The 17,806-nt window shown below is 44.5% G+C and carries 16 protein-coding genes; 8 read left to right on the top strand and 8 right to left on the bottom strand.

The annotated features are described in order from the left end of the window. Window positions 1-10: 10 nt before the first annotated feature. From BQ5809_RS01600 to frr, 3 genes are all read left to right on the top strand, one after another. Window positions 11-1,186, top strand: coding sequence for an HlyD/EmrA/EmrK family protein (locus BQ5809_RS01600; protein WP_032827895.1), 1,176 nt, complete (start codon window positions 11-13; stop codon window positions 1,184-1,186). Between the two features lie 12 nt (window positions 1,187-1,198). Further along, a complete protein-coding gene (locus BQ5809_RS01595) occupies window positions 1,199-2,725 on the top strand; it encodes a DHA2 family efflux MFS transporter permease subunit (protein ID WP_003788839.1) in 1,527 nt (508 codons plus the stop codon). Between the two features lie 117 nt (window positions 2,726-2,842). Further along, window positions 2,843-3,400, top strand: a complete 558-nt coding sequence (gene frr, locus BQ5809_RS01590) for a ribosome recycling factor (protein WP_003788843.1) — start codon at window positions 2,843-2,845, stop codon at window positions 3,398-3,400. Between the two features lie 168 nt (window positions 3,401-3,568). On the opposite strand, the gene waaA is transcribed toward frr, so the two are convergent. The 3 genes from waaA to BQ5809_RS01575 all read right to left on the bottom strand — a co-directional run bounded on the left by waaA (window position 3,569) and on the right by BQ5809_RS01575 (window position 6,172). Further along, window positions 3,569-4,831, bottom strand: a complete 1,263-nt coding sequence (gene waaA, locus BQ5809_RS01585) for a lipid IV(A) 3-deoxy-D-manno-octulosonic acid transferase (protein WP_003788845.1) — start codon at window positions 4,829-4,831, stop codon at window positions 3,569-3,571. Between the two features lie 132 nt (window positions 4,832-4,963). Next, complete coding sequence (gene azu, locus BQ5809_RS01580; protein WP_003788847.1) at window positions 4,964-5,602, bottom strand: azurin; 639 nt, start codon at window positions 5,600-5,602, stop codon at window positions 4,964-4,966. Between the two features lie 153 nt (window positions 5,603-5,755). Further along, window positions 5,756-6,172: a DciA family protein gene (locus BQ5809_RS01575; RefSeq protein WP_003788849.1), complete on the bottom strand. Its 417-nt coding sequence runs from the start codon at window positions 6,170-6,172 to the stop codon at window positions 5,756-5,758. Window positions 6,173-6,285: 113 nt separating this feature from the next. On the opposite strand from BQ5809_RS01575, the gene glmS reads away from it, so the two are divergent. Continuing rightward, window positions 6,286-8,130, top strand: coding sequence for a glutamine--fructose-6-phosphate transaminase (isomerizing) (gene glmS, locus BQ5809_RS01570; protein ID WP_003788851.1), 1,845 nt, complete (start codon window positions 6,286-6,288; stop codon window positions 8,128-8,130). 61 nt (window positions 8,131-8,191) lie between these two features. Here glmS and BQ5809_RS01565 read toward each other — a convergent pair whose 3' ends face one another. Beyond that, window positions 8,192-9,151, bottom strand: coding sequence for a glycosyl transferase family 90 (locus BQ5809_RS01565; protein WP_003788854.1), 960 nt, complete (start codon window positions 9,149-9,151; stop codon window positions 8,192-8,194). 185 nt (window positions 9,152-9,336) lie between these two features. After that, on the bottom strand, window positions 9,337-10,053 hold the full coding sequence (pyrH, locus tag BQ5809_RS01560) for a UMP kinase (protein WP_003788856.1): 717 nt from the start codon (window positions 10,051-10,053) through the stop codon (window positions 9,337-9,339). A gap of 277 nt (window positions 10,054-10,330) precedes the next feature. On the opposite strand from pyrH, the gene uppS reads away from it, so the two are divergent. The 4 genes from uppS (at window position 10,331) to hemB (ending at window position 13,766) form a co-directional block, all read left to right on the top strand. Beyond that, window positions 10,331-11,083 carry a polyprenyl diphosphate synthase gene (gene uppS / locus BQ5809_RS01555; RefSeq protein ID WP_003788861.1) on the top strand — a complete coding sequence of 251 codons (753 nt, stop codon included), beginning with the start codon at window positions 10,331-10,333 and terminating at the stop codon, window positions 11,081-11,083. Between the two features lie 58 nt (window positions 11,084-11,141). Then, the gene (locus BQ5809_RS01550) at window positions 11,142-11,936 is read left to right on the top strand and encodes a phosphatidate cytidylyltransferase (protein ID WP_003788864.1); all 795 of its coding nucleotides are present in this window, start codon (window positions 11,142-11,144) and stop codon (window positions 11,934-11,936) included. A 108-nt stretch (window positions 11,937-12,044) separates the two neighbouring features. Then, complete coding sequence (locus BQ5809_RS01545) at window positions 12,045-12,686, top strand: TetR/AcrR family transcriptional regulator (RefSeq protein ID WP_032827897.1); 642 nt, start codon at window positions 12,045-12,047, stop codon at window positions 12,684-12,686. 75 nt (window positions 12,687-12,761) lie between these two features. Continuing rightward, window positions 12,762-13,766 (top strand): porphobilinogen synthase, encoded by a 1,005-nt coding sequence (gene hemB / locus BQ5809_RS01540; protein ID WP_032827899.1) that lies wholly within the window; start codon window positions 12,762-12,764, stop codon window positions 13,764-13,766. Window positions 13,767-14,031: 265 nt separating this feature from the next. Here hemB and BQ5809_RS01535 read toward each other — a convergent pair whose 3' ends face one another. From BQ5809_RS01535 to BQ5809_RS01525, 3 genes are all read right to left on the bottom strand, one after another. Next, window positions 14,032-14,898 carry a hypothetical protein gene (locus BQ5809_RS01535; RefSeq protein WP_003788869.1) on the bottom strand — a complete coding sequence of 289 codons (867 nt, stop codon included), beginning with the start codon at window positions 14,896-14,898 and terminating at the stop codon, window positions 14,032-14,034. A 77-nt stretch (window positions 14,899-14,975) separates the two neighbouring features. Beyond that, complete coding sequence (locus BQ5809_RS01530) at window positions 14,976-17,081, bottom strand: HAD family hydrolase (RefSeq protein ID WP_003788871.1); 2,106 nt, start codon at window positions 17,079-17,081, stop codon at window positions 14,976-14,978. Further along, on the bottom strand, window positions 17,081-17,806 hold a 726-nt coding region (locus BQ5809_RS01525), incomplete at its 5' end, for a hypothetical protein (protein WP_234982864.1). The genes BQ5809_RS01530 and BQ5809_RS01525, both read right to left, overlap by 1 nt.

The following is a 17,806-nucleotide window of genomic DNA, read 5'->3' as shown; positions in this document are numbered from 1 at the left end:
AAAGACCACCATGACAAACAGTAAACCAAGTAAACAACGCAATAAAAAGCCCCTGCTGGCGATGACGATTATTTTTGCTGCCATTGGCGCAGGCTGGGCGGCTTTTCATTTTGGTTCGTGGCAGCATTTGGAAGAATCGGAAAATGCCTATGTAAACGGACACACAGTGCAAATTTCGGCGCAACTGCACGGCAGAGTCAGCCAAATTTTGGTGGACGACACCGACACGGTGCAAGCTGGACAAGTGCTACTCACATTGGATAACAACGATGCGACTTTGGCATTAGAAAAAGCCAAAAGTCAGCTCGTGTTGGCGGTGCGACAAAATGCGCGATTGAATTCGGGCATCAACGCGGCACAAGCGCAAGCGGCGGCACAAGCTGCCGAAGTCAAACGCGCCCAAGTTGCCGTACAAAAAGCCGAAGCCGATTGGAAACGCCGCGAGTCGTTACGTGGCAGCGATGCGGTGTCGGCAGAAGAACTCAGCCACGTTAAAGTTGCGCTAGACAATGCCAGAGCCACTTTGCAAGCGGCACAAGCGGCGGTGCAGGCGGCAAAAGCGCAAGAACAAGCCCAGCGCGATGCGGTTGGCAAAGATATTCCGTTGGAACAGCAACCCGAAGTCATGGCGGCGGCAAGCGCGTTTAAAGAAGCGTGGCTGGCGGTGCAGCGTACCCAAGTTCGTGCGCCTGTGTCGGGGCAAGTGGCAAAACGCAATGTGCAACTTGGGCAACAAATTGGGGCAGGTGCGCCGTTAATGGCGATTGTGCCAATGAACGATTTGTGGGTAGATGTCAATTTCAAGGAAACGCAGTTGGCAAAACTCAAAGCAGGGCAAGAAGTGGAATTGACTTCGGACTTTTATGGCAGCGATGTGAAATTTAAAGGCACAATTCAAGGCTTGTCGGCTGGCACGGGCAGCGCGTTTTCCTTGTTGCCTGCACAAAACGCCACAGGCAACTGGATTAAAGTGGTGCAACGCGTTCCAGTGCGTGTGCGCTTAAATCCACAAGAACTGGCTGCACACCCATTGCGAATTGGTTTATCTATGCACGCAACGGTGGACACGCGCAATCAATCGGGCGACAACATGACCAACGTAGCCAATCCAAAGCAGCCTGCACTTTCCGAAGACTTATCGCAAGCCGATAAATTGGTTGCCGACATCATCGCCAACAGCCGCTAAACGAGTGTTGCCATGACTGCTCAACCAAAATATTTAAGCGGATTGCCCTTGGTGCTGCTCACGGCGGCATTGGCGTTATCCGTGTTTATGGAAGTACTGGACACCACCATCGCCAACGTGGCATTGCCGCATATTTCGGGCGACTTGGGTGCAGCCACATCGCAAGGAACGTGGGTCATCACATCGTTTGCGGTTGCCAACGCCATTTCCGTGCCGCTTACAGGCTGGGTGGCGCGGCGTTTTGGCGAAGTGCGTTTGTTTTTAACCGCCGTGTTGATGTTTGTGATTACATCGTGGCTGTGTGGCATTGCGCCCAATTTGCCTTTGTTGATTTTATTTCGCACGCTGCAAGGTTTGTTCACAGGGCCGCTGATTCCGTTATCGCAAAGTCTATTGTTGGCAGCCTATCCGCCCCATCGCCGCCATTTGGCATTGGCATTTTGGGGCATGACCGTGATTACCGCGCCGATTCTTGGACCGATTATTGGCGGCTACATCAGCGATCGCATACATTGGGGCTGGATTTTCTTCATCAACATACCAATTGGCGCATTCGCCTTTTTGCTGTCGCGCCACTATTTGCGCGGACGCGAAACCGAAACCGTCAAAAATCCAATCGACACAGTTGGCTTGATTTTAATGGTGCTGGGCGTAGGCAGCCTGCAATTTGTGTTAGACCACGGGCGTGAAGTAGATTGGTTTTCGTCCAACGTGATTGTTACCGCGTCCGTTATCGCCTTTGTGGCTTTGTCCTACTTCATCATATGGGAGTTGGGGCGCGATAACCCGATTGTGGATTTAACGCTGTTCAAAGACCGCAATTTCACCGTTGGCACATTGTGTTTGAGCTTAGCATTTTTCTTGTATATGGGAACGGTGATGCTGTTGCCCATGTTGCTGCAAACCCAGCTTGGCTACACCGCCACATGGTCAGGGCTTGCCGTTGCTCCAGTCGGGATTATGCCCGTGTTGCTCGCCCCCATTATCGGCAAACTGGGCGACCGCTTGGATATGCGCTGGGTGGTAACATTCAGCTTTATTATGTATGCCATATGCTTTTGGTGGCGTTCCGAGCTAACCGCGCAAATTCATTTTTGGGGGATTGTGTTGCCGCAATTCTTTCTAGGCTTTGCCATGGGAACGTTCTTTTTGCCCTTATCGGCGATTACCTTGGCAGGCATGGAAGGACACCAAGTTGCCAGCGCAGGCAGCTTGTCCAACTTCTGTCGCGTGTTGGCAGGCGCAATGGGTTCGTCTTTGGCGATTACGCTGTGGGAAAAGCGCGAAGCCTTTCATCATGTGCGCCTAACCGAACACTTTACGCCATATAGCCCACAAGCCACCATGTTGCAGCAAATGCAAGCCGCAGGCATGACCGAAGCACAAAGCTACGGCATGGCAGCCATGCAAATCACCCAGCAAGGGTTTATTTTGTCGGCAGCCGAATTGTTTTATGTGTCGGCAGGCTTGTTTTTGTTTTTGATTGCATTGGTATGGCAAGCCAAGCCACCGTTTGGTGCGCCGACTGGTGGGCATTGAAAAAGCAGCCTGCACTTTCAATCCACAAAAAGTGCAGGCTGCTTTTTCCACAAAATCACTTGTCGCCAACACCCAAACACTTTACCATTCTTTCTTTTTTGCCAACTAGGTAACCCTATGACTAACGACATTCAAAAAACCGCCGAAAACAAAATGCAACGCTCACTAGAAGTATTGGGCGACAATCTATCCAAAGTCCGCACAGGTCGCGCCCACACAGGCTTGCTTGACCAAGTGTCGGTAGAATACTGGGGCAGCGAAGTGCCTATAAGCCAAGTTGCCAACGTAACCTTGCTGGACGCGCGTACCATTGGCGTAAAACCGTTTGAAAGCAACATGGCAAGCAAAATTGAAAAAGCCATTCGCGATTCCAATTTGGGTTTGAACCCTGCTGCGGTGGGCGATTTGATTCGCGTGCCCATGCCCATGCTGACCGAAGAACGCCGCAAAGACTTGATTAAAGTGGTGCGTGGCGAAGCAGAAGACGGACGCGTTTCTATCCGCAACGTGCGCCGCGATGCCAATGACCACATCAAAAAATTGTTGAAAGACAAAGAAATTTCGGAAGATGAAGCACGTCGTGGCGAAGAAGCCGTGCAAAAATTGACCGACAAATACATTGCCGATGTTGATAAAATGTTGGCAGCAAAAGAAGAAGATTTGATGGCAATTTAAGCCGTATTCGCAATATAGCGAATTAAATTCAAACTAGTACAGCGTTGCCAACTCCCTTATGTACTAGCTGTACACGGCGGTCGTTGTCGCCTTGTCCTAGTTTGAATTTAATCCACTATACAAAGCAGCCTGCACTTTATTGTAAACGAAAGTGCAGGCTGCTTTTTTCTATTGTTTAACCACATCAACAATCTGCTTGGCAATCCGCTCGCTCGCGCCCTGATGTTGCGCCACAAACGCCACACCCTGTTGCGCCAACGGCAAACATTCGCTCGGATTAGCCAACCAATCACGCGCCACACGAACCACTTCTGCCGCGCTAGCACATTGTTTTGCCGCGCCTGCCGCTATCGCCAAATCGCAAGCCGCCTGAAAATTATAAGTCGATTGCCCAAACAGCACAGGCTTGGCGCACGACATCGGCTCAATCACATTCTGGCAACCCGTGTCCACCAAACTGCCGCCCACAAACACCACATCTGCCGCCCCGTAATAGGCAAACATTTCGCCCATGCTATCGCCAATCCACACTTGCGTATCGGGCACAATCGCTTGATTTTCGCTGCGTTTTTGCGTACGCAAACCATATTGTTGCGCCAAAGTGCAGGCTGCTTCAAAACGCTCGGGGTGGCGTGGCACAATTATCAACAAATCTTCGGCTTGGCACACATTTTTCCATTCGCGCAACAGCAAATCGGCTTCATCAACGCCGTCTTTTTCACGTGTGCTGGCGGCTAAAAACACACGACGATTGCCCATTTTTTGGCGAAATTGTGCTGCCAATTCGTGCATGTGTTCGGGCGGTGCAATGTCAAATTTGGTGTTGCCACACACAATCGGCGCGGTTACGCCAATCTGTTCCAAGCGTTCTGCGTCTTCAATCGTTTGCGCGTAACAGACTGATAATTTGGATAAAGCTGGAGCAATCAAACCGTGAATTTTGGCATAGCCCGTTTGCGATTTTTCCGACAATCGCGCATTGGCTAAAAACAGCGGAATTTGCTCATCGTGGCAGCCTGCAATCAAGTTTACCCAAATTTCGGTTTCCATTAACACGCCAAACATCGGGCGATGCTCACGCAAAAATTGGTGTACCCAATCGGGGCGGTCATACGGCAAATAACGGCATTGCGCGTTGGGATAGAGCTGCTGGGCGGTGGCGCGTCCTGTGGGTGTCATTTGTGTTAAGAGCAAGGGCGCATCGGGAAAATGCTGTTGCAATGCCGAAATCAACGGCTGGGCTGCGCGGGTTTCGCCCACCGACACGGCGTGAATCCAAATCGCGTTTTGGGTAGGATTGGGATACGCTGCGCCAAAACGCTCGCCCCAATGCAGCAAATAATCGGGATTTTTTTGCGCTCGTTTACGCAAATAATGGCGAATAATCGGCGGCGCAACAAGCCATAATGCTGAATACAAAAATGACCACATAAACTTATTCCAAAAAAGCAACAATGCCTACGGCATACTCTTTTATACCCAAATCAAAGATTTGGACAAAAGAGCAAAGCAGCCTGCACAATCTAAAAACCGTGCAGGCTGCTTATTTTAGGGTTTAGCTAATTATTTAGCCACGCTAATTTTGCCGTTCATCATTGCGTAGTGACCTGGGAATGAGCAGTAGTATTCGTACGCTTCGCCAGCTGCCAATTTAGACACGTCAAATGTCAAAGTATCTTCTTCGCCGCCACCAATCAATTTGGTATGTGCAACCACGCGCTCATCGTTTGGTTTAACAAAGTTGTTTTCGATTTTAGCGGTTGCGCCGTCAGCCAAAACACCGTCTTTGTCAGACGTTTTGCTAACCACAACGTTATGTCCCATTGCCATAGCTGGCATTTTGCCAACGTGTTTCAACGTGATGCTGAACTGTTTGCAGCTTGCAGGTACGCTGATTTCTTTTGGATCAAATTTCATTGCGTCGTCGCTGGTAATCGCAGCAGCACATTCGCCTGCCGCAGCAGCTGGGGCAGCGGTTTCAGTGGCGGCTGGTGCAGCAGGTGCAGTTTCAGACGCAGCAGCAGGAGCGGCTTCAGCTGCCGCAGGGGCAGCTTCCGATGCAACTGGCGCAGTTTCAGATGCAGCAGGAGCAACCTCTGACGCAGCTGGTGCAGGAGCCACCGCAGGTGCTGCTGGTTTGTTGTCGCCACACGCTGCCAAAGACAAAGCCGCTGCTGCGATTAAAGACAAATACATTTTCATAATAAAATTCCTTATACATTAAAAACAATGGAGTCATCTTACAAGAAACAAAAATATTTACATAAATTTCTTGTTAAGAACTGTGAAATTATGCGCGGTTTTTAATACGCTGTCTTTGTTTTTTTGTTGATGTATGTGTAATTTTTTGTAAACCTATTGCTGATGCTGAATTAAATCGCGCAGAGCTTGTGCCAATTCTGGGTATTGTTCTACTTTTTGCGCGGTGCGTTCAAATGACGGCAACGCATCACTGGGGATACTGTGCGTTTTGTTACGCTCAGGCGATGGATTGCGCGGCTGGGTATAAACCCGAATGTGTCGCACCCAATCGCAATGCTGCTGAATTTGCGGCAACAACGCAGGCAACATCATTTTAAGGCGTGATGCTGCCATAGGAATATAGGCATGAATCACCAAATCGCTCTCTTCCACGCACACCACGCGGCAATGTTCGCGCAAATTGGGTGGCAGCAGGCGTTTAACCAGTTGGTCTAGCTGATTAAAATATTGTGCTTGACGCAATAGCCCTGTTAAATTGCCATCGGGCGCAAGAAGTTTGTCCAATTCCATTGTTATGTTGTCAGTGAAGTAAAAATTAATATTATAATGCGCGATTTCAAGTGCAGGCTGCTTTGAGAGTCAAACGGCTTGTTTTTTTATCAACTAGATACTAAGGAACAATTATGTGCGGTATCGTCGGCGCCATTCGTAGCGCAAACAACAATGTAGTGGATTTTTTAACAGACGGCTTAAAACGCTTGGAATATCGTGGTTACGATTCATCGGGCATCGCCGTATTGAACGACGACAAAATCAAGCGCGTTCGCCGCGTGGGTCGCGTTGCCAATATGGAAGACGCAGCCAAAGAAAAAGGCGTATTCGGGCAAATCGGCATTGGACACACGCGCTGGGCAACACACGGCGGCGTAACCGAACCGAACGCGCACCCCCACATTTCGGGCGGCAAAATCGCAGTTGTCCACAACGGCATTATTGAGAATTTTGAAGCGGAACGCGCTCGTTTGCAGGGTTTGGGCTACGAATTTGAATCGCAAACCGACACAGAAGTGATTTCCCACAGTGTTCGCCACGAATACGACCAAAACGGCGGCGATTTGTTTGCGGCGGTTCAGGCTGCCTGTAAACATTTCCACGGCGCGTATGCGATTGCCGTGATTGCCCAAGATAATCATGAAAATATGGTTGTGGCGCGTATGGGTTGTCCGTTGTTGGTGGCGTTGGGCGATAATGAGACGTTTATCGCGTCTGACGTGTCGGCTGTGATTGCATTCACACGCAAAATCAGCTACTTGGAGGACGGTGACATTGCGTTGTTGAACGCTGGCGATATCGTGAAACTGGTGGATAAGTCGGGCGAACAAGTGGAACGTGCGATTAAAAATTCTGAATTGTCGTTGGCTTCGTTGGAATTGGGCGCGTATAACCATTTCATGCAAAAAGAAATTCACGAACAACCACGCGCTGTGGCGGATACCGCAGAAGTGTTTTTGGACGGCGGTTTTATTCCTGAAAATTTTGGTGCGAACGCGAAACAAGTTTTTGAAGACATTGACAGCATTAAAATTTTGGCGTGTGGCACGTCTTACTACGCAGCTTTGACGGGCAAATATTGGCTGGAAAGCGTGGCGCGGATTCCGTGCAATGTGGAAATCGCCAGCGAATACCGTTACCGCGATGTGATTGCCAATCCAAAACAACTGATTATCACGATTTCGCAATCGGGCGAGACTTTGGACACAATGGAAGCGTTGAAATTCGCGCAATCGTTGGGGCATGAACACAGCTTGTCTATTTGTAATGTGATGGAATCGGCGTTACCGCGCAATAGTGAGCTGGTGTTGTACACTCGCGCGGGGGCGGAAATTGGCGTGGCTTCTACCAAAGCATTTACGACACAACTGGTTGTATTATTTGGCTTATCGGTAACTTTGGGACGTTTGCGCGGCAAGGTTTCGGACGAGCAATTAGCAAGTTATACACAAGAATTGCGCGAACTTTCAGGCAGCATTCAACACGCCTTGAACCTTGAACCGCAAATCGCAGCTTGGGCACAAAAGTTTGCCAAAAAACCGAGCGCGTTGTTCTTGGGTCGCGGCATTCACTACCCAATCGCATTGGAAGGCGCGTTGAAATTGAAAGAAATCACTTATATCCATGCAGAAGCCTATCCTGCTGGCGAATTGAAACACGGCCCGTTGGCTTTGGTGGACGAAAATATGCCTGTGGTGGTCATCGCGCCAAAAGACGGTTTGCTGGACAAAGTCAAAGCAAATATGCAAGAAGTGTCGGCGCGTGGTGGCGAGCTGTTTGTGTTTACCGATTTGGATAGCGAATACGAAAGCGATGCCGACAATATTCATGTGATTCGCACACCGCGTCATATTGGCACGTTGTCGCCGATTATTCACACGATTCCTGTGCAACTGTTGTCGTATCACTCGGCATTGGCGCGTGGCACGGATGTGGACAAACCGCGCAATTTGGCGAAATCGGTTACGGTGGAATAAGCGTATCAACTTAAAAAGCAGCCTGCACTTTTCATAAACAGAAAGTGCAGGCTGCTTTGCCCTATTTTTGGCAACAATCAAAATACTTCTGCATCACCATCAAGCTAACAATGCGTTCCAATTTGGCATCAAAAAACGGCTGCATCCATTGTTGCGCTTGCTGAACGATTTTTTCGGCAGCTTGCGGATTGGCTTTGTAAAAACGCAATTTTTCGTCCAAGTCCGAATAATCGTCTTCCAAACCAATGTAATGCACTTCGGGCTGCAATCGCCCTTCCATGAGCCATGTTTCGTATTTGGGGTGCGTCATCAAACACACCGATTGCGATGCCATTATCCATTTGAGATTGGTGGCGACATCGTTGCCCTCTATGCTCAATATGTATTTGTAGCGCAACTGCTCTGGCACGCTCATATAGGAGCGATGATACGGCTGATTTTGCGATTTACGATGCACGCAACCGACATCGCACAAAGGGTGGTTGTGGTATTGCTGCACAAATTTCAATCGCCATGGTTGATGCGCCGCCCCACGCCACACCAGCTGATTGCGCTTTTGGGAAAATGTGAGCGCGTCTGGGTACACATAAAAATGCCGAAAGCTGTCTAATTTGAGCAAAACGGAATGTTGATTGTCGTCTTGAATCGGTCGACTTTTGACAAATGCAGGCTGCTTTGGCACATGAATCACATCGCCAAACTCGCAATCAAACGCATAATCGGCTGGAAAATAGCGCACCAAATCGGCAAGGTCATAAAAATAGCTGGAATTCCAATCGGGGCAGCGATGGTATGCGCCAACGGTTTCTTGTGGTGCGTGGGTCAAAGCGGTGTTGAGCGATAGTTTGTTGTAGTAATCCACGCGGCTTTGAACGTGTTGTTGCTGTTCGGCTGGCAGCAGGCGAAATTCACGCAAAGCAGCCTGCACGTCTTTCTCTTTAAGTGCATAGGGCAACACGCCTAAATGTATGTGGCGCAAGTAAAACGAGAGTTTGTGCAAACGGCGGTGGAGGTCGTTCATCGTATTTTCCTTTGCGTGATTTAAAAAGCAGCCTGCATTTTCTGTTTACAAAAAGTGCAGGCTGCTTTTTATTCTAATACCAATTCAGAAAAGTAAGCTAACAAGGCGACAATGTCCGCCGTGTACGACAAATACATAAGGACGTTGGCAACGCGGTTAGATTAGTTTTATGGATTGGTATGGTATTAGTTGTGTACCAACGTACCTTCATCTGCGCCCAAAATCACGTTTTTGAGTGCGCCTTCTTTGTTGATGCCAAACACCACAATATTCAAATTGCGCTCGCGGCACAAGGTAAACGCAGTCGCGTCCATCACTTTTAAGTTTTTCTCAATCGCTTCATCAAAAGTAACGGTTTGATAGCGAGTCGCGCTTGGGTCTTTTTTCGGGTCGGCGGTGTAGATGCCGTCCACATTGGTCGCTTTGAGCATCACATCACAACACATTTCTGCGCCACGCAACGCCGCTGCCGTGTCGGTTGTGAAGAATGGATTGCCCGTACCTGCGGCAAAAATCACGATTTTATTTTCTTCCAAATACTGAATCGCTTTGGGACGCGTATAAGTTTCGGCGATTTGCTGCATGGCAAGTGCCGATTGCACACGCGCTTTTGCACCAATGCTTTCCAACGCTTCTTTAAGTGCCAGCGCATTCATCACGGTTGCCAGCATGCCCATGTAATCGGCAGTGGCTCTGTCCATATTGCCAGCTTGTGCCGACACGCCGCGGAAAATGTTGCCGCCGCCCACTACAATGGCGACTTCTACGCCTAAATCGGAAATTTCTTTCACTTGGCGCACGGTTTGCATAATCGTGTCGCGGTTGATACCGAATGGGTCGTTGCCCATTAGCGATTCGCCCGATAATTTTAGTAACACACGTTTGTATTTGATATTGCTCATTTGGAGTACCTTTACTTGGAGAAAACCGCGCGGATTATACGCCTAATCGTGGATTATCTTCAAACTAGTACTGCGTTGCCAACGCCCTTATGTACTAGATGTACACGGCGGGCGTTGTCGCCTTGTCCTAGTTTGAATCTAATCCACGATATATTTCGCAAGCAGCCTGCATTTTCTATCAAACAAATAAGGCAAGATTGATTGTTTTGCCCCAAAACACACTCAAGCAGCCTGCACTTGCTATAATGCGCGTTTTTTCCAATCCCGAAAGCCCAATATGAACACCAGCAGCACACAAGGCATTCCGCCGCATCACATCGTGCCACATCACGTTGCCATCATCATGGACGGCAATGGGCGTTGGGCAAAAAAACGCTTTTTACCGCGTGTGATGGGACACAAAAAAGGCTTGGACGTGTTGGAAGAACAATGCCGTATTTGCAATAAAGCTGGCGTTAAGTTTTTGACTGTGTTTGCTTTTTCAACCGAAAACTGGCGTAGACCTGCCGAAGAAGTCTCGTTTTTAATGGGCTTATTCTTGACCGCGCTGCAAAAGAAAATCGTCAATATGCACAAAAACAATATGCGCTTGCGTGTGATTGGCGATAGAACGCGCTTTAATGCCGAAATCCAACGCAGCATTGACAAAGCCGAACAGCTCACCGCGCAAAACACAGGACTAACGCTAACCATTGCCGCCGATTATGGCGGACGTTGGGACATTTTGCAGGCGGCAAACGCGCTCATTGCCGAAGGCAAAACGCACATTAGCGAAAGCGATTTAGCCAGCAAATTGATGTTGGGCGACGCACCCGAACCCGATTTATTTATTCGCACAGGCGGCGAAACGCGCATTAGCAATTTTATGTTGTGGCAAATGGCGTATGCCGAATTTTATTTTACCGATGTGCTGTGGCCTGACTTCAACGAAAGCGATATGCACCAAGCCTTGCTGTCGTTCACGCAACGCGAACGCCGCTTTGGTCGCACGTCCGAACAGTTGCCTGCCGAACAACAACGCTCGGCATAAAAAGCAGCCTGCACTTTTTATTACCAATCACACAAATTATTTATTCCAATCAATCATCATGCTAAAACAAAGAATCTTAACCGCGCTGGTTTTAATCCCACTCATGCTGCTGATGCTATTTGGCGCAGGCAACGTATTGTGGGCGATGTTCACCGCGCTCATCACACTGGTCGCCTTGTGGGAATACAGCCGCTTGGCAGGTTTTTCTATCGCCCAACAAACCCCATATTTGAGTGGCACAGCCTTATTTTTATTGCTGGCGTATTCAGGCGGCTGGCAGTTGCCCTCGTGGTTTTGGGGCGTGATTTTGCTGTTTTGGTTGGTTGTGATGCCAGCTTGGTTGCAACAAAAATGGCGCGTTCAAGCCAACGCACGTGGCATGGCTGTTGGCTGGTTGCTCATGTTGCCGTTTTGGTTTGCCTTGATTAGTTTGCGCGAAAGCCACGGCGCAGGCAGCCTGCTCGCGCTGATGGCATTGGTTTGGATTGCCGACACCGCCGCCTATTTTGCAGGACGCGCATTGGGTAAACGCAAACTCTCCCCTGTGTTAAGCCCGAAAAAAAGCTGGGAAGGTGCGTATGGCGGATTGACAGCCGTGTTGCTTTACGCCTTGTGGACGCGCAGTGCAGGCTGGTTGTTTGCCGATTTAGGCGTACTAACCACTTTGATTGCAGCCTGCATTTTGACTTTTGTGAGCATTGGTGGCGACTTGCTAGAAAGCTGGCTCAAACGCGCAGTCGGCATAAAAGACAGCAGCCAGTTGTTGCCAGGACACGGCGGCGTGTTTGACCGTATCGACAGCCTAATCGCTGCTGTGAGCGTATATGCCGCCGTACAAATTTTGTGTGCCTAATACAAAATAATTTGAATAAATCAAAGCTATTATTCTAAAATAGCCCCTTTAAACCGAACAAATACGATGCAGCTAGCCTGCCCCAATGATAGAGAGGGAAAAATCATCATGAGTAAAGACTCACGTAAAAATACCTATACCCGTATTGTAGAAAGCAGTTTGCAACTGTTCAACGAACACGGCGAGCGCAACATCAGCACCAACCACATCGCCAACCATTTGAACATTAGCCCAGGCAATTTGTATTACCACTTTGCCAACAAAGACGAAATTATTGTGCAACTGTTCAAGCAATACAGCCGTGACTTATTGGATTATTTGACACACACCACCCTACCCATCAACATGAGTCAAACGACCGAATACATGGCTGGCGTGTATGATGTGATGTGGAATTATCGCTTCTTATTTAGCGATGTAAACACCCTACTCACACGCAGTGCCGAATTATTGGGCGCACACAACGATTTTACGCACGAAAAAGTATCGCCTTTAACCGTAAAATTGCTGACCAAATTACAAGATAATCAAATCATTACCATTGACGAAGTCGGCATACACGACTTGGCAATTAATATGTGGCTCACCACCAAATATTGGTTTGACTTTGACCGCAGTTTAACCAAAAACAACACACTAGACGAACGCACCAAATTACGCGGTATCTATCGCACATTAAGCCTGATTCGCCCCTATATTCGTGCCGACCATTTGGCAGAATTTGACAAACAAATGGTTAATTTTAAATAAACCAAAAAAGCAGCCTGCACTTTGTTTGCGACAAAAATGCAGGCTGCTTTGCTTATCCCAACAAAGGAAAATACCATGAACTTCCCACCACGCCACGCCCCAACCACCCGATTGCGCCGTATGCGCCGCGATGATTTTTCACGCCGTTTAATACGTGAAAATATTTTAACGCCCAACGATTTGATTTACCCCGTTTTCGTGTTGGAAGGGCAAAACCAAGAACAAGAAATCGCGTCCATGCCCAAAATCAAACGTCAAAGCGTGGATCTGCTGCTCAAAACCGCAGAACGCGCTTGCAAATTGGGTATCCCAATGCTTGCCCTATTCCCCGTTGTAACGCAAAACAAAACCATCGATGCGCGTGAAGCCTACAATCCAGACGGATTGGTGCAAACCGCAGTTCGCGCCTTGCGAAAAGAGTTTCCCGAATTAGGCATTATGACCGATGTCGCGCTAGACCCCTACACTTTGAGCGGACAAGACGGTTTGACAGACGAAACAGGCTATGTGTTGAACGATGAAACGATTGAAGTGCTGGTCAAACAAGCGTTGAGCCACGCCGAAGCAGGCGCACAAGTGGTCGCCCCGTCCGACATGATGGACGGACGCATTGGCGCAATCCGTCAGGCTTTGGAAGCCAACGGACACATTCACACGCGCATTATGGCGTATTCGGCAAAATACGCATCGGCGTTTTATGGCCCATTCCGAGACGCAGTCGGCAGCGCAGGCAATTTGGGCAAATCCACCAAAGACCAATATCAGCAAGACCCAGCCAACTCCAACGAAGCCTTGCACGAAGTCGCATTGGACATTCAAGAAGGCGCGGACATGGTGATGGTGAAACCAGGTATGCCGTATTTGGACGTGGTGCGCCGCGTTAAAGACGAATTTGGTGTGCCGACTTTTGCCTATCAAGTGTCGGGCGAATACGCGATGTTGCAGGCTGCTATTCAAAATGGCTGGCTGGACGGCGACAAAGTGATTTTAGAAAGCCTGTTGGCATTTAAACGCGCTGGCGCAGACGGTATTTTGACGTATTTTGCGATGGAAGCGGCGGAATTGTTACGCGCGAAGTAAATCGCACAAATAAATAAAAAGCAGCCTGAAACCTTTGCAAAACTACCATGCCGTAATTCCTGCGTAGGCAGGAATCCAACGGGAAATGTAGGCAACTTAAAATAAATCCAAATAACTGAATAAGTTAGATGGATTCCCGCCTACGCGGAAATGACGACCATTGTCAAATTTTAGATACATTTGCGTTTTGCAAAGGTGTCAGCCTGCACTTTTTGTTGATTTAAAGTGCAGGCTGCTTTTAATTAAAATTTAATTCAGTTTAATACTATTTTTTATTAGCTATAATTTGCTCATTTAATTCGTAATAATCTTTTAGCAACTCACTATAATAAGAAAAATTCTTTCTCATAACTTCATTAGGTAACTCATTAAAAAAAACTTGTTCAATAGGTAAAAGCATACCAAAAGTAGGAAATACGTTATGTGGGTTATTTTTTTCAGTAAATATAGAATATAACCATATATAAATATTATTTCTCTGAAAAATACCATCTTGCAATATATCTGTTATTCCCATATATGAAAATAGTTGTTGTGCTTGTATTCTATCTGAATCACTACCTATATTAAATGAAATAAAAATTTTAGATTTAGTATTATTAATAATACTTTTTATGAAAAATGGTAATTGTAAGTCAGTATTCTGTAAAATAGAGCATGTGGATTTATAAGTCGACCACAAACTAATATCAATTTGCGGATTAGATGCAATAGAAATAGAATTTAAAAAATAACTACTTACACATATTGCAGCTGTCCCACCTGTTGATGAGCCAAAAAATCTTAAATTAGAACTATTGATATTTTGATTTTGTATATACTCAGTTAAAAGTTGAGCAATTAGTTGATAATAAGTTTTTTCACCTGTTCCCAAATACCAACCATCTTGAATACCCTTATTATAATAATAAGATGGATCTTCAAAAATAAGGCATTCTCCCTGAAATTTACCTTTTGCCCATGAAACTCTATCAAATGTTGGATAAGCTAGATTATTTTTTCTTCTTGGACCACCTGCGGAAAATAAAATCCAAAGAACTCTACTATTTTTATTCTTGGCGGGCGAATAGAAAATGGGCAATTCGATATTTTCTATTTGAACAAAATTTACACCCTCTTTTAATACAACCATTTGATTTTATTCCTTATAAAATTAAAAGCCATGTTTAATACCAGTATTAAACATGGCTCAACTATGATATCTAGTGTTTAACGTTTAGCCAATTTTGATGCAGCTTTCAATAAAATATTAGGAGAATCAGCTAAAAATTGTTTAGGACTTTTTTTCCATTTGTTTGCTTTCTTTTCTCCAGCTAAAACATAAACTAGCCTTTCTAAAGGCGTACTAAATTGCTCATTATTCACAACTGCTTGTACCTGTTGTTCATTGGATTGCGACTTATAATTCAGGGCTTCATTCCAAAGTGAAATATATTTTCCGCTAGAAGAGAAAATTGCTTTATCTTTCCAGCCTGAAAAGTTATTTTCAAAATACACTTCGTCCCAAATAAAACGATCTATATCCGCAGGGTTTTTGAAATGCTTATTCAAAATCATACTACTAACCACAGGATTTAATTTAAAAATATCGTAATCAGTATCGCGTGCCGCACAATATTCGCGTACAAAATCCAACGCTCCTTGTTGTACATCAGTAACCATACGCTTTTTAGCATCTAACATGCTGGAATCTTCTTCCATAAAAATAGGTGTTACTTGCCCATTCTCTTCTCTAAATTTTACAAATTGTTGCTGGTCTGAACTAAATAAAGTTTCCAATAATGGTACATGACTATGCAGATTATACTTCTCTACAATAAAAGGTAAAGAATCAAGTAAATAACCACGTACATTTAATCCATAAGGAATTTGATAAATATCTTGAGAAGATTTAACCGATAAAATATTGTATGCTACAACATCAGATTGAGTGAGCTCACGATAACAGTAAGGGATAGTCCCTGTATGTCCTAAATCAACCAAACCTAATTTTTCATTTTTAAAATCAGCCAAATAATCTAATAATAATCTTTTTTCCTCACTTGCATTAGCCAATATTTCTGTACGAATAGTTTCAATAATTCGATTGATGACTATTAAACCTTCGGCATTTAATTGAACTTTTTCATTTAAATTAAAATCTTTTAATTTATATTCAATTTCTTTGGTAATTTCCAGTCCAAGCCTATGCTCAATAAATACTCGCAATGTGCTGTGGAAATTAGATGAAAACACAAAATTCCAAGATTTGTCCGATGCTAATAATGGAATATTAAATGCACGACGCGATGCTAAAATATAATTTGATTTAGGGACATCTGTTCTATTTTCAGTAACAATATCCCATGCTTGTTTAATAATAAACCCATCTCTCGCTAAAAAAAGCAATCTATCTACTTTGTCTTGTTTTGCCGATGAAATCAACCAATCACAAGTTGCCAATAATAAAGGTCCCAAAGCAGAATAACCAAGATTATAAGCACTACCATTAAACAATGATTCTGGATTTAAATATGCTTTTGGTGTAACTGCATCATAAAATTTATGTGTAATTAATGAAGTCATTAGACTTACACCTAAATCAAATGAAATATTTTCTAAATAAGGATGAAATGAATCCTTAATCGGTGGATGTTTAGCAACCAGCTTATGTACATTTTCAATATAAATGGCATTCAAACCATTTTCTCGTGCGCTTTTTACATCTGCATGAAAATTATCGCCAATATGCAAAATTCTTTGCGCTTGACCTGTTTCATTTCGTACCTTTTCTTTCAATACTTCAAATAAAGCCCCATTTCCTTTTGTGGCAGCATAATCACCAGAGACTAATAAATTACTATCTACTGTATAACCACATTTAGTTAGTAATTGAGCAATAACATTCGTTGGTAAATACATATCTGATACAAAATACACTTTTTTCCCTTTGGATAAAGCATATTGGTAGATGTTGAACATCTCTTCGCGTGGAACAGTAAATTTAAGCTCTGCTGCAATTTCCTCTTCTTTAATTTTTTGCAATTCTGCCTTACTTAATTGTAGCATTTGCCCCAGCCGTTCATAAATGGCATCAATGCTAATGTCATCTAATCCTGAATCTTTTCTTGCCGATAATTCTGCAGCTTGTCGAATAGGCATAAAACGTTGCGGATATAAAGTAATTCCATGTTTTCTTGCTGCTTGAATAGCAATATAGAAAAAAATATCTCGTGGGGTAAATACATTGCGTGTGATTAATGTATCAAAAACATCAAATGAAATAATTGGAAATTTTTCAATTTCAGTCATCAACATTGAAGTAATATCTTGCATTATCTTTGCTCCAAAATAGTATATGAGTAGTAGGCATTTAAAATATCACGAACTTGATTATTCTTATTAAAAATAAATTTTTTATTCGTTATATTTTTAACTTCTAAATTAAATAAGTTATTCCAAAATTGTGGGGAAAATATGATTTTATCAACAGAATATGAATCACTTGTCTTAATATCACAAACAGGTTTATTAAAAAATAAAACATTTTTATTAAAATAATATGCTTCAGAACAAACAGAAGAACTGATCGCTGCAACCAAAGATAAGTTTTTTGATGAAAGCACAGAATAGGCATTGGCTTCAATCATATTGATTCTTCCAAATGATTGAATATATTGGTTTATTTGCGTATTATTTTTTTCTAACGGATGAGCAATAAAATATATATTCCTAAATTTTTGACATAAAAAATCAATATCTTTTCTATAGTGCTGCAAAGTTAATCTTTTATTATTTGTGCGCAAAGTTTTGTCGTTACTGGTCTGTCCAAAAATCACACAAGATTCTGGTGGTAAATCATATACTTTCTTTTTATTTAACAAAGAAATTCTAACAAATTCGGCATTAATATAAAAACTAGATTCATCAATTTCATAATGCTTTAATTTTTTTTCCAAATTCTTATTATTACTTTGAATTAGAAAAATTTCATCTTCCATATATCGAATTGGATGCAACCAAATATTGATATATGTAATACCTTTTGCATTCAAAATATC

Source organism: Kingella kingae ATCC 23330 (assembly GCF_900111845.1).
Taxonomy (GTDB): Bacteria; Pseudomonadota; Gammaproteobacteria; order Burkholderiales; family Neisseriaceae; genus Kingella; species Kingella kingae.
The sequence above is the reverse complement of the archived record's forward strand: the minus strand, read 5'-3'. Positions and strand labels throughout refer to the sequence as shown.

Coding starts and splice junctions, on each gene's coding strand:
- BQ5809_RS01600 (WP_032827895.1), top strand. CDS start 11: ATGACAAACAGTAAACCAAGTAAACAACGCAATAAAAAGCCCCTGCTG.
- BQ5809_RS01595 (WP_003788839.1), top strand. CDS start 1,199: ATGACTGCTCAACCAAAATATTTAAGCGGATTGCCCTTGGTGCTGCTC.
- frr (WP_003788843.1), top strand. CDS start 2,843: ATGACTAACGACATTCAAAAAACCGCCGAAAACAAAATGCAACGCTCA.
- waaA (WP_003788845.1), bottom strand. CDS start 4,831: ATGTGGTCATTTTTGTATTCAGCATTATGGCTTGTTGCGCCGCCGATT.
- azu (WP_003788847.1), bottom strand. CDS start 5,602: ATGAAAATGTATTTGTCTTTAATCGCAGCAGCGGCTTTGTCTTTGGCA.
- BQ5809_RS01575 (WP_003788849.1), bottom strand. CDS start 6,172: ATGGAATTGGACAAACTTCTTGCGCCCGATGGCAATTTAACAGGGCTA.
- glmS (WP_003788851.1), top strand. CDS start 6,286: ATGTGCGGTATCGTCGGCGCCATTCGTAGCGCAAACAACAATGTAGTG.
- BQ5809_RS01565 (WP_003788854.1), bottom strand. CDS start 9,151: ATGAACGACCTCCACCGCCGTTTGCACAAACTCTCGTTTTACTTGCGC.
- pyrH (WP_003788856.1), bottom strand. CDS start 10,053: ATGAGCAATATCAAATACAAACGTGTGTTACTAAAATTATCGGGCGAA.
- uppS (WP_003788861.1), top strand. CDS start 10,331: ATGAACACCAGCAGCACACAAGGCATTCCGCCGCATCACATCGTGCCA.
- BQ5809_RS01550 (WP_003788864.1), top strand. CDS start 11,142: ATGCTAAAACAAAGAATCTTAACCGCGCTGGTTTTAATCCCACTCATG.
- BQ5809_RS01545 (WP_032827897.1), top strand. CDS start 12,045: ATGAGTAAAGACTCACGTAAAAATACCTATACCCGTATTGTAGAAAGC.
- hemB (WP_032827899.1), top strand. CDS start 12,762: ATGAACTTCCCACCACGCCACGCCCCAACCACCCGATTGCGCCGTATG.
- BQ5809_RS01535 (WP_003788869.1), bottom strand. CDS start 14,898: ATGGTTGTATTAAAAGAGGGTGTAAATTTTGTTCAAATAGAAAATATC.
- BQ5809_RS01530 (WP_003788871.1), bottom strand. CDS start 17,081: ATGCAAGATATTACTTCAATGTTGATGACTGAAATTGAAAAATTTCCA.